This is a genomic window from Exiguobacterium sp. SH1S1 (genome assembly GCF_004337245.1).
GTDB lineage: Bacteria > Bacillota > Bacilli > Exiguobacteriales > Exiguobacteriaceae > Exiguobacterium > Exiguobacterium aurantiacum_A.
Window position 1 is genome coordinate 23,579 of sequence record NZ_SJUZ01000011.1, and the last position, 14,795, is coordinate 38,373.

The 14,795-nt window shown below is 48.8% G+C and carries 12 protein-coding genes and 1 other annotated feature; all 12 genes read right to left on the minus strand.

The genetic code is table 11. The features are described from left to right. Positions 1–44: 44 nt before the first annotated feature. On the minus strand, positions 45–2,123 hold the full coding sequence (gene fusA, locus EVJ23_RS14015; protein WP_070329247.1) for an elongation factor G: 2,079 nt from the start codon (positions 2,121–2,123) through the stop codon (positions 45–47). A gap of 116 nt (positions 2,124–2,239) precedes the next feature. Further along, positions 2,240–2,707 carry a 30S ribosomal protein S7 gene (rpsG, locus tag EVJ23_RS14020; protein WP_016508928.1) on the minus strand — a complete coding sequence of 156 codons (468 nt, stop codon included), beginning with the start codon at positions 2,705–2,707 and terminating at the stop codon, positions 2,240–2,242. Positions 2,708–2,752: 45 nt separating this feature from the next. Continuing rightward, entirely contained in the window at positions 2,753–3,175 is a 423-nt protein-coding gene (rpsL, locus tag EVJ23_RS14025) for a 30S ribosomal protein S12 (RefSeq protein ID WP_012727683.1), read from the minus strand. Positions 3,176–3,463: 288 nt separating this feature from the next. Beyond that, on the minus strand, positions 3,464–7,063 hold the full coding sequence (rpoC, locus tag EVJ23_RS14030) for a DNA-directed RNA polymerase subunit beta' (protein WP_070329248.1): 3,600 nt from the start codon (positions 7,061–7,063) through the stop codon (positions 3,464–3,466). 22 nt (positions 7,064–7,085) lie between these two features. Then, a complete protein-coding gene (gene rpoB / locus EVJ23_RS14035) occupies positions 7,086–10,634 on the minus strand; it encodes a DNA-directed RNA polymerase subunit beta (protein WP_070329266.1) in 3,549 nt (1,182 codons plus the stop codon). 193 nt (positions 10,635–10,827) lie between these two features. Beyond that, positions 10,828–11,424, minus strand: a complete 597-nt coding sequence (locus tag EVJ23_RS14040) for a class I SAM-dependent methyltransferase (protein ID WP_131466494.1) — start codon at positions 11,422–11,424, stop codon at positions 10,828–10,830. An 85-nt stretch (positions 11,425–11,509) separates the two neighbouring features. Next, positions 11,510–11,875 carry a 50S ribosomal protein L7/L12 gene (gene rplL / locus EVJ23_RS14045; RefSeq protein ID WP_070329250.1) on the minus strand — a complete coding sequence of 122 codons (366 nt, stop codon included), beginning with the start codon at positions 11,873–11,875 and terminating at the stop codon, positions 11,510–11,512. A 54-nt stretch (positions 11,876–11,929) separates the two neighbouring features. After that, positions 11,930–12,436 carry a 50S ribosomal protein L10 gene (gene rplJ / locus EVJ23_RS14050; RefSeq protein ID WP_070329251.1) on the minus strand — a complete coding sequence of 169 codons (507 nt, stop codon included), beginning with the start codon at positions 12,434–12,436 and terminating at the stop codon, positions 11,930–11,932. Positions 12,437–12,481: 45 nt separating this feature from the next. Beyond that, positions 12,482–12,635 (minus strand) — a sequence feature (ribosomal protein L10 leader region). A gap of 59 nt (positions 12,636–12,694) precedes the next feature. Next, positions 12,695–13,381, minus strand: coding sequence for a 50S ribosomal protein L1 (gene rplA, locus EVJ23_RS14055; protein ID WP_083274148.1), 687 nt, complete (start codon positions 13,379–13,381; stop codon positions 12,695–12,697). A 98-nt stretch (positions 13,382–13,479) separates the two neighbouring features. Beyond that, positions 13,480–13,905, minus strand: a complete 426-nt coding sequence (gene rplK, locus EVJ23_RS14060) for a 50S ribosomal protein L11 (RefSeq protein WP_070329252.1) — start codon at positions 13,903–13,905, stop codon at positions 13,480–13,482. A 148-nt stretch (positions 13,906–14,053) separates the two neighbouring features. Further along, the gene (gene nusG, locus EVJ23_RS14065) at positions 14,054–14,605 is read right to left on the minus strand and encodes a transcription termination/antitermination protein NusG (protein ID WP_016508920.1); all 552 of its coding nucleotides are present in this window, start codon (positions 14,603–14,605) and stop codon (positions 14,054–14,056) included. A 17-nt stretch (positions 14,606–14,622) separates the two neighbouring features. Next, positions 14,623–14,793 carry a preprotein translocase subunit SecE gene (secE, locus tag EVJ23_RS14070; protein ID WP_012727692.1) on the minus strand — a complete coding sequence of 57 codons (171 nt, stop codon included), beginning with the start codon at positions 14,791–14,793 and terminating at the stop codon, positions 14,623–14,625. Between the last annotated feature and the right edge of the window lie 2 nt (positions 14,794–14,795).

Below are 14,795 nucleotides of genomic sequence, written 5' to 3' on the forward strand. Positions count from 1 at the left end.
GTCCTCCTTAGCTTACAACAATCATTTCAGCGTTACAACCGTTATTAGCCGTTCGCTTTTTTGATGATTTCTTCTGCAATTGACTTCGGTACTTCTTCGTAGTGGTCGAAGTGCATCGAGTACGTTCCACGTCCTTGCGTACGTGAACGGAGTGACGTTGCATATCCGAACATTTCCGAAAGTGGAATCATCGCTTTAACGACTTGTGCGTTACCGCGAGCTTCCATACCTTCTACGCGTCCACGGCGTGACGTGACGTCACCCATGATGTCTCCCAAGTATTCTTCTGGGATGACAACTTCAACACGCATCATTGGCTCAAGGATGACAGCTTTCGCTTGTTCCTTAAGTTGTTTGACCGCCATCGAAGCAGCAACTTTAAACGCCATCTCGTTCGAGTCGACATCGTGGTACGATCCGAAGACGAGGGCAGCTTTAACGTCAACTACTGGGTAACCAGCGAGGATACCGTTTTCGAGAGCTTCTTGAATACCGTTTTGAACAGCTGGTACGTATTCACGTGGAACAACACCACCGACGATTTTGTTCTCAAATTCGAATCCAGCACCTTCTACGTTAGGTTCGAATTCAACGACAACGTGACCGTACTGACCGCGTCCACCCGATTGACGTACGAATTTCGAATCGATCTTCGCAGCGCTACGGATTGTCTCACGGTAAGCAACTTGTGGTGCACCGACGTTTGCTTCGACTTTGAATTCGCGACGCATACGGTCAACGAGGATATCAAGGTGAAGCTCACCCATACCAGAGATGATCGTTTGACCAGTCTCTTGGTTTGTTTCAGTGCGGAAAGTTGGATCCTCTTCTGCGAGTTTCGCGAGGGCTTGACCCATCTTGTCTTGGTCTGCTTTCGATTTAGGCTCGATTGCGACCGAGATAACCGGTTCTGGGAATGTCATTGACTCGAGAACGACGTTGTCTTTCTCTGAGCAAAGTGTGTCACCAGTCGTTGTATCTTTAAGACCAACAGCAGCGGCGATGTCACCAGAAAATACCATTGGAATTTCTTCACGGCTGTTTGCATGCATTTGAAGGATACGACCGAGACGCTCGCGCTTCCCTTTAGTCGAGTTCTTCACATACGAACCAGCTTGTGCTGTACCAGAGTACACACGGAAGAATGTCAATTTACCGACGTAAGGGTCAGTCATGACTTTGAACGCAAGTGCCGAGAACGGCGCTTCGTCAGAAGGTTCACGCGTGATTTCTTCTTCTGTATCGAGGTTGATTCCTTTGATTGACTCGACATCAACTGGTGATGGGAGGTAATCAACAACAGCGTCCAACATCAATTGAACACCTTTGTTTTTAAAGGCCGAACCTACAAGTACAGGGTAGAATTCAACGCTAAGTGTTGCTTGACGAATACCAGCTTTGAGTTCTTCGATTGAGATCTCTTCGCCTTCGAGGTATTTCATCATCAAATCTTCGTTGTAATCCGCAACGCCTTCGATCAAGCGACCACGAAGTTCTTCAGCTTGGTCAGCCATATCAGCTGGGAAGCCTTCTGTTACTTCGATGTCAGTACCGAGGTCGTTCGAGTACATGTATGTCTTTCTTTCGACGAGGTCGATGATTCCTTTGAATTCATCTTCTGCGCCGATTGGAAGTTGGATTGGGTGTGCGTTAGCGTGTAAACGTTCGTGAAGTGTTTTCACCGAGTACATGAAGTCCGCACCAATCTTATCCATCTTGTTGACGAATACGACACGTGGAACACCGTATGTTGTCGCTTGACGCCATACAGTTTCTGTTTGTGGTTCAACACCTGACTGAGCGTCAAGTACAGCAACTGCGCCATCAAGTACACGGAGTGAACGTTCAACTTCAACTGTGAAGTCTACGTGTCCAGGTGTATCGATGATGTTTACACGGTGGCCATTCCACTGTGCAGTCGTCGCTGCAGAAGTGATCGTGATTCCACGCTCTTGCTCCTGCTCCATCCAGTCCATTTGTGAAGCTCCTTCATGAGTTTCACCAATCTTGTGGATACGACCTGTGTAATAAAGAATACGTTCAGTTGTAGTCGTTTTACCGGCATCGATGTGAGCCATGATCCCGATGTTACGAGTATTCTTTAGGGAGAATTCTCTTGCCATACTGGGTATTCTCCTTCCGCATGTGTTTTTCGTGTGCTGGCACACGATATGATTATACCCGAAAGCCACTCCATTAAGCCACCGCTTGGTGACGTGGAGTGGTCTTTACGTTTAACTTACCAACGATAGTGAGCAAACGCTTTGTTCGCTTCTGCCATCTTATGCATGTCTTCGCGTCTCTTAACAGAAGCACCAGTGTTATTGGCTGCATCCATGATTTCATTCGCGATACGTTGCTCCATCGTCTTCTCGTTGCGGAGACGAGCGTAGTTCACGAGGTAACGAAGACCAAGTGTCGTACGGCGTTCTGGACGAACTTCAACAGGAACTTGGTAGTTTGCTCCACCTACACGGCGAGCTTTAACTTCAAGTACAGGCATGATGTTTGTCATTGCTTCTTCGAACACTTCCATAGGCTCTTTGCCTGAGCGTTCAGCGATGAGACCAAATGCGTTGTAAATGATAGTTTGAGCTGTACCTTTTTTACCGTCTAACATGACACGGTTAATGAGGCGAGTTACCAATTTCGAGTTGTAGATCGGATCTGCGATAACGTCACGACGTTCTGCACGGTTTTTACGCATCCGAGTACCCTCCTTTCAAAATTTCAGTAGTTTAGTTTGCGAGAATTACTTCTTCGCAGCTTTCGGACGTTTCGTACCGTATTTAGAACGGCCTTGCATACGTCCGTCCACACCTGCAGTGTCAAGTGCACCACGAACGATGTGGTAACGTACTCCTGGTAAGTCTTTTACACGTCCTCCGCGGATAAGAACAACGCTGTGCTCTTGAAGGTTGTGGCCAATACCTGGAATGTACGCAGTCACTTCGATTTGGTTAGTCAAACGAACACGGGCATACTTACGTAAAGCCGAGTTCGGTTTCTTCGGAGTCATTGTACCAACACGTGTACAAACACCACGTTTTTGTGGTGAGCTCACGTTTGTTTGTGACTTGATGAAACTGTTGTAACCTTTGTTAAGTGCTGGAGAGTCAGATTTAACGACTTTCGATTTGCGTCCTTTACGGACTAACTGGTTGATAGTAGGCATCTTTGAAGATCCTCCCTTCCTGAATTATGCTATTTTCTAGACCCACCGACCCGGGTGGTTCATTTAAGGTCATAACGAAACGCTTTTACGAGGCGTAGGCATTCCATGACCTCGCAAAAACGTGAGTTATACCTTGAAAGTGGCAATAATAGCAGCCAAACCTTTCCGTAGAAAGATCGGTTAACGTCCAAGTAGCTTGCCGACTGCTGGACACCATTGTCATCGACAACAACCGATTGGCGGCACTAAATCATAGTAGCACCGCCAAAGAGTGCTGTCAAGACGTTTTTACTCGACGTTCGCGTCTTCGAGGACGGCTTTCGACGCATCTTCTTTAAGTTTAACGTCACGGTATACCGGCATCCCTGTACCAGCTGGCACGAGTTTACCGATGATGACGTTCTCTTTGAGTCCGAGAAGATAGTCGCGTTTGCCTTTGATGGCAGCGTCTGTCAACACGCGAGTCGTTTCTTGGAACGAAGCGGCCGAGAGGAACGAATCTGTCTCAAGCGACGCTTTCGTGATTCCGAGAAGGACCGGTTTCGCCGTTGCTGGGCTCTTACCTACGCGAAGTACGTCTTTACACGCTTCTTTGAAGACGCCGATATCGACGAGTGAACCAGGGAGAAGTGGCGTGTCACCTGACTCGATGACTTTGACGCGACGAAGCATTTGGCGAACCATGACTTCGACGTGTTTGTCGCCGATTTCTACCCCTTGCATCCGGTATACTTTTTGAACTTCTTGAAGAAGATAGTTTTGGACACCAGACACACCACGGACGGTGAGCAATTCTTTCGGATCGATCGAACCTTCCGTGAAGACTTCCCCGGCATCTACCGTGTCGCCGATCTGAACGCGTAAACGCGCTCCGAACGGAATCGTGTACGTACGAGTCTCACTGAGTCCTTCGACCGTGAGTTCCCGCTTGTCACGCGACTCGGTAAAGTCGATGACCGTACCAGGAATTTCCGAGATGACCGCTTGCCCTTTCGGGTTACGAGCCTCGAATACCTCTTGGATACGTGGAAGACCTTGCGTGATATCATCTCCGGCTACCCCACCTGTGTGGAAGGTACGCATTGTAAGCTGCGTTCCTGGCTCACCGATTGATTGCGCGGCGATGATTCCGACTGCTTCGCCAACTTCAACGTTCGAGCCGGTCGCCAAGTTGCGGCCGTAGCACTTCTTACATACGCCGTGTGACGTGTTACATGTGAAGGCTGTACGGATTTCAACTCGTTCGATACCAGCGTCGACGATGTCGCGGGCGATATCTTCTGTGATCAATTGGTTCTTCTCAATCATGACTTCACCCGTTTCCGGATGTGCCACTGTCTCGAACGCTGTACGGCCGACGAGGCGGTCATACAAGTTTTCGATTTCTTCCGTGCCTTCGCGGAGAGCGGCAACGCGGATTCCGCGGTCCGTTCCACAATCTTCTTCACGGATGATGACATCTTGGGCAACGTCGACGAGACGACGCGTCAAGTAACCTGAGTCAGCCGTTTTAAGGGCTGTATCGGCAAGACCTTTACGCGCACCGTGCGTCGAGATGAAGTATTCTTGAACCGTCAGTCCCTCACGGAACGACGATTTGATTGGAAGTTCGATGATGCGGCCAGATGGAGCGGCCATCAAACCACGCATCCCTGCGAGCTGCGTGAAGTTGGACGCGTTACCACGGGCACCTGAGTCAGACATCATGAAGATCGGGTTCAAGCGGTTGAGGGATTTCATCAATCGCGATTGAATCTCGTCCTTCGCTTCGTTCCAAGAGCGTACAACGCGCTCGTAACGCTCATCTTCAGTGATGAGACCACGACGGAACGACTTCATGATTTGGTCGACTTGAGTTTGCGCTTCATCAAGGATTTCTTGTTTGTCCGGAAGAACGATGATATCGGCGATTCCGACCGTCACACCCGCTTTAGTCGAGTGTTTGAAGCCGAGATCTTTCATCCGGTCAAGCATGCGGCTCGTTTCAGTCGTTTCAAACTTCTGGAACACTTCCGCGATGACTTTACCAAGGAATCCTTTTTTGAACGGTTCGATGAGTGGACGTGCGGCAATTTCTTCCGCGACGTTGGCACCTTTTTCGATGAAGTACTTATCAGGCGTTGCTTCCTGCAAGTTTTCCATCGTCGGTTCGTTCAAGTATGGGAACGTGTTCGGCAAGATCTCGTTAAAGATCATCTTACCGACTGTCGTGATTAACATTTTCTCATTTTGCTCCGCTGTGAACGTCGGGTTGTTGAGCGTACGTGCTGGAAGGGCGACACGTGTATGCAAGTGGACGTATCCATTTTGATACGCGATGAGCGCTTCGTTGACGTTCGACAAAATTTTCCCTTGTCCGATGGCATCGTCGCGTTCAAGCGAGATGTAGTAGTTACCGAGGACCATATCCTGCGATGGTGTAACAACTGGTTTACCATCTTTCGGGTTCAAGATGTTCTGTGCAGCGAGCATGAGGAGACGAGCTTCTGCTTGCGCTTCGGCTGAAAGTGGTACGTGGACCGCCATTTGGTCACCATCAAAGTCGGCGTTGTAAGCCGTACATACGAGTGGGTGTAGACGAATCGCACGGCCCTCGACGAGAATCGGTTCGAAAGCTTGAATCCCTAGACGGTGAAGTGTAGGGGCACGGTTCAAGAGAACCGGATGCTCACGAATGACTTCTTCGAGGACGCCCCAGATTTCTGGTTGCATCTTCTCAATTTTGCGTTTGGCGTTCTTGATGTTCGACGCGATTCCGCGACCGACAAGTTCTTTCATCACGAACGGTTTGAAGAGTTCAAGGGCCATCTCTTTCGGGAGACCACATTGGAACATCTTCAAGTTCGGTCCAACGACGATAACCGAACGTCCTGAGTAGTCGACCCGTTTACCAAGAAGGTTTTGACGGAAACGACCTTGTTTCCCTTTCAACATATGTGAAAGCGACTTAAGTGGACGGTTACCTGGACCTGTTACCGGACGACCACGACGACCGTTGTCGATGAGGGCGTCAACCGCTTCTTGAAGCATACGCTTCTCGTTTTGCACGATGATGTTCGGCGCGCCGAGATCGAGCAAACGTTTGAGACGGTTGTTACGGTTGATGACTCGACGATATAAATCGTTCAAGTCAGAAGTCGCAAAGCGCCCACCGTCGAGCTGCACCATCGGGCGAAGCTCAGGTGGAATGACAGGAAGTACTTCGAGGATCATCCAATCTGGATCATTCCCCGACGTGAAGAACGCATCGAGCACTTCAAGACGTTTGATCGCACGTGTACGACGTTGGCCTTGAACTGTCTTCAATTCTTCGCGGAGTTCTCCGACTTCCTTCTCGAGTTGTACGTCTTGAAGGAGTGTCCGGATCGCTTCCGCACCCATGTCTGCTTTAAAGTCACTACCGTACTTCTCACGGTAGAGACGGAATTCTTTTTCCGAGAGAAGTTGTTTCTTCTCGAGCGGAGTGTCACCTGGTTCTGTCACGACGTACGACGCGAAGTAGATTACTTCTTCGAGCGCACGCGGTGACATATCGAGAACAAGCCCCATTCGACTTGGAATCCCTTTGAAGTACCAGATGTGCGAAACCGGAGCCGCGAGCTCGATGTGGCCCATACGTTCGCGACGCACTTTCGCTTTCGTCACTTCAACGCCACAGCGGTCACAAATGACTCCTTTATATCGGATTCGTTTGTATTTCCCGCAGTAACATTCCCAGTCTTTCGTAGGACCGAAGATTCGTTCACAGAACAGTCCGTCCTTCTCTGGTTTGAGTGTACGATAGTTGATTGTTTCCGGCTTTTTGACTTCCCCGTAAGACCACGAACGGATCTTTTCGGGTGAAGCCAAGCCGATTTTCATATATTCAAATCGATTAACATCTACCAAGGGGCCGACCTCCCTTTTCGCCTTATTCCTCTTCCGTAACAGTCGGTTGAACGACTTGTTCTAACGCCGATGTTGCGTTCGGGATGTTGTCGTCATCTTCATCTTTCATTTCAACTTCTTCGTCGTCCACAGACATCATCTTGACTTCCATACCGAGCGCTTGAAGCTCTTTGATCAAGACGCGGAACGATTCAGGAACGCCCGCTTTCGGAACGCTCTCGCCTTTCACGATTGCTTCGTATGCTTTCACACGACCAACCGTGTCATCCGACTTGATTGTAAGGATTTCTTGGAGCGTGTAGGCTGCGCCGTACGCTTCAAGTGCCCAAACTTCCATCTCACCGAAGCGCTGTCCACCGAACTGTGCTTTACCACCGAGCGGTTGTTGCGTAACGAGCGAGTATGGTCCTGTCGAACGAGCGTGAAGTTTATCATCAACCATGTGCGCAAGTTTGATCATATACATGACACCGACCGAGACGCGGTTATCGAACGGTTCACCAGTACGACCGTCATAGAGACGAGTCTTGGCATCTTTGTCCATTCCAGCTTCTTCAATCGTTGCCCATACGTCTTCTTCACGTGCGCCATCGAATACAGGTGTCGCCACTTTGATGCCGAGCTTTTTAGCCGCCATTCCAAGGTGGAGTTCAAGTACCTGACCGATGTTCATCCGCGATGGTACACCGAGTGGGTTAAGCATGATGTCAATCGGTGTGCCGTCTGGCATATATGGCATGTCTTCTTCAGGGAGGATCCGCGAGATAACACCTTTGTTACCGTGACGTCCCGCCATCTTATCCCCTTCGTGAATCTTACGTTTTTGAACGATGTAGACACGAACCATTTGGTTCACACCTGGTGAAAGTTCGTCGCCGTTCTCACGGTCGAACACCTTGACGTCCAAGATGATGCCGTCGCCGCCGTTTGGTACACGGAGTGACGTATCACGGACTTCACGGGCTTTCTCACCGAAGATCGCATGCAAGAGACGCTCTTCCGCCGTCAGTTCAGTTACACCTTTAGGCGTGACTTTCCCGACGAGGATATCGCCATCTTTCACTTCCGCACCAATGCGGATGATCCCACGATCGTCCAAGTTGCGAAGCGCGTCATCACCGACGTTCGGAATATCACGTGTGATTTCCTCAGGTCCGAGTTTCGTGTCTCGTGACTCTGACTCATACTCCTCGATGTGAATCGAAGTGTAGACGTCATCTTTCACGAGGCGCTCACTCATGATGATCGCATCCTCATAGTTGTAACCGTCCCAAGTCATGAAGGCGACAACGACGTTACGACCGAGCGCGAGCTCACCCATATCCATCGATGGACCGTCAGCAAGGATTTCTCCTTTTTCGACTTGGTCACCAGCAGCGATGATCGGCTTTTGGTTATAGCACGTTCCTTGGTTCGAACGAACGTACTTTTGAAGTTTGTAGCGGTCAAGGTCACCTGAAACCGTTGTTCCGTTCACGTCAGACGTGCGGCGGACCAAAATTTCACGCGCTGTGACACGCTCGACGACACCTGGGTATTTCGCGATAATCGCGGCCCCAGAGTCTTTCGCTGACACGTACTCCATACCAGTACCGATAATCGGCGAGTCCGGTTGAAGGAGTGGTACAGCTTGACGTTGCATGTTCGCTCCCATGAGGGCACGGTTCGAGTCATCGTTCTCAAGGAACGGGATACATGCTGTTGCCGCAGAAACAACCTGTTTCGGCGAAACGTCCATGTAGTCGACTCGACTTGGCTCAACTGACAAGTTTTGTCCGCGGAAGCGGCAAAGGACTTGCTCGTTTGCAAAGTAACTGTCTTCAGTGAGCGGCATGTTCGCCTGGGCGACGACGTAGAGATCTTCTTCATCCGCCGTCATATATTGAATCTCGCTCGTGACGAGACCTGTTTCTGGGTCGACTCGGCGGTACGGTGTCTCAATGAAACCGTACTCGTTTACTTTCGCAAAAGATGAAAGCGAGTTGATGAGACCGATGTTCGGTCCTTCAGGTGTTTCGATTGGACACATCCGACCGTAGTGCGAATAGTGAACATCTCGAACTTCGAAGCCGGCACGCTCACGTGTCAAACCACCCGGTCCGAGTGCAGAGAGACGACGCTTGTGCGTGAGCTCTGCGAGCGGGTTTGTTTGGTCCATGAACTGTGACAACTGCGAGCTACCGAAGAACTCTTTCAGCGATGCGATTACCGGGCGGATGTTAATCAGCGCCTGTGGTGTGATCGCATTTTGATCTTGAATCGACATCCGTTCTTTTACGACACGTTCCATACGAGAAAGACCGATACGGAATTGGTTTTGGAGAAGTTCTCCGACTGAACGAAGACGACGGTTTCCTAAGTGGTCGATGTCATCTGTTGTTCCGACTTCGTGAAGTAAGTTGAAGAAGTAGTTGATCGATGCAATGATATCCGCTGGTGTGACGTGCTTGATGCTACGGTCGATGTTGCCATTACCGATAATGTTCAAGACACGCTCTCCATCCGGGTCATCCGGTGAGATGACTTTAATCGATTGGAGACCAAACGGCTCACCTTCAGCAACGCCGCCAGTTGGCTCAGCGTCCATGTAACCGAGACCGTTTTCCAAATGCGGAAGGACGCGGTCTAAGTTGCGACGGTCGAGGATTGTTCCAGCTTCGGCGATCACTTCGCCTGTCTCTGGGTCAACGAGCGTCTCGGCCAATTTCTGACCGAAGAGACGGTTTTTAAGATGAAGTTTTTTGTTCATCTTATAACGACCAACGTTTGCGAGGTCGTAGCGTTTCGGGTCAAAGAAACGTGAGACGAGAAGTGATTTCGCGTTTTCAACCGTTGGTGGTTCACCAGGGCGGAGACGCTCGTAAATCTCGATCAACGCTTTCTCTGTCGACTCGGTATTATCTTTTTCAAGGGTGTTCCGAAGATATTCATCATCCCCGAGAAGGTCGATAATTTCTTGGTCCGTACCAAATCCGAGAGCACGCAACAACACCGTTACCGGGATCTTACGGGTACGGTCGATACGAACATAAACGATATCCTTAGCATCTGTCTCAAGTTCGAGCCATGCTCCACGGTTCGGGATGACTGTTGCACCGAAACCACGTTTACCGTTTTTATCGAGTTTAGAATTGTAATAGACGCTCGGCGAACGAACAAGCTGGGAAACGATGACGCGTTCTGCGCCGTTAATAATAAACGTTCCCGACTCTGTCATAATCGGGAAATCACCCATGAATACTTCTTGTTCTTTAAGCTCACCTGTCTCTTTGTTTTGCAGACGTACTTTCACGCGCAATGGCGCAGAATAAGTGACGTCGCGCTCCTTCGAGTCATCAATCGAATATTTCGGCTCGCTAAGCGAGTAATCGATGAACTCAAGCACGAGGTTTCCAGTGAAGTCGGAGATTGGCGAAATGTCGGTAAACATCTCTTTCAATCCTTCACGTAAGAACCACTCATAAGAAGCAGTTTGAATTTCAATCAAATTCGGAAGCTCTAATACCTCACTGATACGGGCAAAGCTTCTTCTCTGACGGTGACGACCGTACTGAACAAGTTGACCAGTCAACTGATTCACCTCTCAGACCCCCAATTCTCTATCGAATTTTTCGGGCGTAATAATCGAACATTGTCATTGAATGTCGCCCTTTTTCCGCGTCTAAAAAGCGGCAAACGCGGCAATTCAAGGCGAATTCCATTCCAATGGCATTTTATAATGTTAGCATATACGTTATAGCGAGTCAACAAGACTCAACCGTTTGTCAAGAGCGAATTGCCCGGAAAATAAAATAGCCTTTGTCTTTGGCAACCGTCTCGACCTGACCGAACACATCTTCAAGCAACTTCTTAGCAGAAGGTGCTCCTTGTTTCTTTTGAATGACGACGTAGAGTGCCCCGCCCATGACGAGATGCGCGTGCGCATCTCTTAAAATCGTGTGAACCACTTGCTTCCCGGCCCGAATCGGCGGATTGGTCACGATAGCGGCAAATTGCTCGCCTCCGACTCCATCATATGCGTGGCTAAGCCGTGTTTCGATCGTCACCCCGTTTTGGGCGGCGTTTTGCTCTGACAAGGCAAGCGCTCGTTCGTTCACGTCGACGAGAAGCGCTTCACGCCCAGAGGCGTCGGCAAGCGAGATCCCCATCGGACCGTAGCCGCAGCCTACATCTAAAATGCGACCTTCAACTTCCGGCACTTCAAATGACTCGATTAAGAGACGTGACCCAAAATCGACCGATCCTTTCGAGAACACGCCGCGGTCCGAGGTGAAGCGATACATCTTCCCTCGCAACTCATACGTCCACGTCTCAGGGGCACTTTTCGAACTCGGATCGTTCGTATAGTAATGATCTCCCATGCATTGAACCTCCTAACCCACTCTTCAAGGAAATAAAAGAAGCTCGCCATAGCGAGCTTCTATACGTTGTGAAGTAAAAGTTAGATTACTTAACTTCGACAGATGCGCCAGCTTCTTCAAGCTTAGCTTTAACTGCGTCTGCATCTTCTTTAGAAACGCCTTCTTTGACTGGAGCCGGAGTTCCGTCAACGAGTGCTTTTGCTTCTTTAAGACCGAGGCCAGTAAGTTCACGTACTGCTTTGATTACGTTGATTTTACCAGAACCTGCGCTTGTGAGGATTACGTCGAATTCAGTTTGCTCTTCAGCTACTGCTGCGCCTGCACCTGCTGCTGCTACTGGAGCTGCTGCTGATACGCCGAATTCTTCTTCGATTGTTTTTACGAGTTCGTTAAGTTCGAGAACCGTCATTGATTTGAGGTCTTCGATGAATTGCTCTTTGTTGAAAGCCATTATGGTTTTCCTCCTTTGATGTTGTAAAAAGTTTTTTACGCTACGCGACAAAGATTAAGCAGACTGCTCTTCTTTTTGTTCTGCGATTGCGTTTGTTGCGATTGCGAGCCCGCGGATCGGAGCTTGAAGGACGCTGAGAAGCATCGAGAGAAGACCATCGCGTGATGGAAGTTCTGCAAGGGCTTTAACTTCTTCGAGTGAAGTTACTTTGCCTTCGATGATTCCGCCTTTAAGTTCGAGCGCTTTGTGCTCTTTTGAGAAGTCGTTCAAGATCTTCGCTGGAGCAATAACGTCTTCTTTCGAGAACGCGATTGCAGTAGGACCTGTGAAGACTTCATCGAGACCGTCATAACCAGACTGAGTCGCCGCGCGACGAAGGAGACCGTTTTTGTATACTTTGAACTCGATTCCAGCGTCACGAAGTGTTTTACGGAGTGTAGTCACTTCTTCAACTGTAAGTCCACGGTAGTCAACAACGATCGTTCCAACGCTTGCTTGCATTTTCTCAGCGATTTCATCAACGAGTACCGATTTCTGAGCTACGATTTTTTCGCTTGCCATGTTTGTGCACCTCCTAGTCAATTCTTATACCGGACGAGAGGCTGCTCTCCAAAAAGAAATCCCTCGTATGAAGACATACGAGGGCGTAATTGTTTGAAAGTAAACCTGTGACAACAGGCTCAAGTTCGAGCAAAGACACCTCGGAAGGGTTTACGGACCGATGTCCACCTTCTGTCTGCGGTAATCCAACATATTCGGTTGAACGTGTTTTACTTTAACAGCGGCATCACACGTTGTCAACAGTTTATTTCAAGTGAATTACTTGATGAAATCGGCAGTTGCGACACGGATACCAGGACCCATTGTCGAAGAAAGCGCGATGTTTTTGAGGTAAGTTCCTTTTGCAGTAGCAGGCTTAACTTTCATGAGTGTCTCGAGGATAGTCTCGATGTTCTCAGAGAGTTTTGTTGCTTCAAATGACTTCTTACCAACTGGTACGTGGATGTTACCGGCTTTATCAACACGGTACTCGACTTTACCAGCTTTGATGTCCGCGATTGCTTTCGCAACGTCGAACGTGACTGTGCCTGTTTTCGGGTTAGGCATGAGGCCTTTTGGTCCGAGAACGCGACCGAGTTTACCAACTTCACCCATCATGTCAGGTGTCGCAACGATAACATCGAAGTCGAACCATCCTTGTTGGATTTTAGTGATGTACTCAGCGTCGCCGACGAAGTCAGCGCCAGCCGCTTCAGCTTCTTTAACTTTTTCGCCTTTTGCAAAGACGAGAACTTTTTGTGTTTTACCAGTACCGTGTGGAAGTACAACGGCACCGCGGATTTGTTGGTCCGCTTTCTTCGGATCTACGCCGAGACGGACAGCAATTTCGATTGTTTCATCGAACTTAGCTGTTGCAGTTTTTTGAACGAGTTCAACCGCTTCTGCGAGGTCGTAAGACTTCGTGCGATCAACAAGCTTAGCTGCTTCTTGGTGTTTTTTACCCATGATTCTTTTCCTCCTTGTGGTTAGCGGAATTTCCTCCCACATAATGAAGGGATTGAAGGTGAGCAAAATATGCACCGACAATCCCAGAGACTAATAAATTAGTCTTCGATTACAATACCCATACTGCGCGCAGTACCTTCAACCATAAGCATCGCTGTTTCTACAGACGCTGCGTTAAGGTCAGGCATTTTAAGTTCAGCGATTTCGCGAACTTTATCACGCTTAACCGTTGCTACTTTCTTACGGTTCGGTTCTCCTGAACCGCTCTCGATACCAGCAGCTTTTTTCAAAAGAACTGCAGCTGGTGGAGTTTTCGTAATGAATGTAAACGAACGATCTTCGTATACCGTAATGACTACAGGAATAATCAATCCGGCTTGGTCTTGTGTACGAGCGTTGAACTCTTTACAGAATCCCATGATGTTAACACCTGCTTGACCAAGTGCTGGACCAACTGGTGGTGCTGGGTTAGCTTTACCAGCAGGGATTTGAAGTTTAACGAGTTTAGTAACTTTTTTCGCCACGAGACACACCTCCTTAAGTCTAAAATGTGGTTTCTTGGACGTTGTGCGCCCTCCCACTCAATCTATTAGGTCGAGTTTGTACTGAAATATAGCACAACATCAAACATTTCCGATTGTACCATCCGTTTCCGAGAATGGCAAGTGGGTTTTAGTTAATTTTCTGAACTTGTTCGAAATCAAGCTCAATTTTTGTTTCGCGGCCGAACATGTCGACGACGACTTTGAGCTTCTCTTTGTCAGTTTCGATCTCATCAATCGTACCTTCAAAGTTCTCGAACGCGCCTTCTTTGACACGTACGAGATCGCCAAGCTCATAGTTATAACGGTCTTTCTTCTCGATCAGACCCATCTGCGAAAGGACGTTCGTCACTTCGTCAGGCTGGAGCGGGATCGGCTTGGCGCCGCCCCCGGTTGATCCGAGGAAGCCCGTTACGTTTGGCGTGTTACGAACAACATACCATGAATCGTCTGTCATAATCATCTCGACGAAGACGTATCCAGGGAAGTTTTTCACTTCACGCTCTTTAATTTTCTTTTCGCCACTCTTCAACGTGACTTCTTCTTGCGTTGTTTCGGTCGGAACGAGGACGCGGAAAATTTTATCTTCCATGTTCATCGAACCGATTCGACGTTCTAGGTTTTCTTTGACATTGTTCTCAAAGCCAGAGTACGTCTGGACAACAAACCATTGTTTCTCCACGGCTTTCACCTCTTTCCTTAGTTAATCAATAGGTTGACGAGATAACTGACACCAGTATCTACGCCGAACACGAACAGGCCGATCACGACGACCGTCGCGATGACTGTGATGGTATATTTTGTGAGCTCTTTACGAGTCGGCCAACTCGTCTTCTTTAACTCTTTCCATACATCGCGCAAAAAGTTCATGG

What these genes read in the sequence shown, in the direction of transcription:
- EVJ23_RS14040 (WP_131466494.1), bottom strand. Translation starts at nt 11,424, where the DNA reads ATGGGAGATCATTACTATACGAACGATCCGAGTTCGAAAAGTGCCCCT.
- fusA (WP_070329247.1), bottom strand. Translation starts at nt 2,123, where the DNA reads ATGGCAAGAGAATTCTCCCTAAAGAATACTCGTAACATCGGGATCATG.
- rplA (WP_083274148.1), bottom strand. Translation starts at nt 13,381, where the DNA reads ATGGGTAAAAAACACCAAGAAGCAGCTAAGCTTGTTGATCGCACGAAG.
- rplJ (WP_070329251.1), bottom strand. Translation starts at nt 12,436, where the DNA reads ATGGCAAGCGAAAAAATCGTAGCTCAGAAATCGGTACTCGTTGATGAA.
- rplL (WP_070329250.1), bottom strand. Translation starts at nt 11,875, where the DNA reads ATGGCTTTCAACAAAGAGCAATTCATCGAAGACCTCAAATCAATGACG.
- secE (WP_012727692.1), bottom strand. Translation starts at nt 14,793, where the DNA reads ATGAACTTTTTGCGCGATGTATGGAAAGAGTTAAAGAAGACGAGTTGG.
- rpsL (WP_012727683.1), bottom strand. Translation starts at nt 3,175, where the DNA reads ATGCCTACTATCAACCAGTTAGTCCGTAAAGGACGCAAATCGAAAGTC.
- rpsG (WP_016508928.1), bottom strand. Translation starts at nt 2,707, where the DNA reads ATGCGTAAAAACCGTGCAGAACGTCGTGACGTTATCGCAGATCCGATC.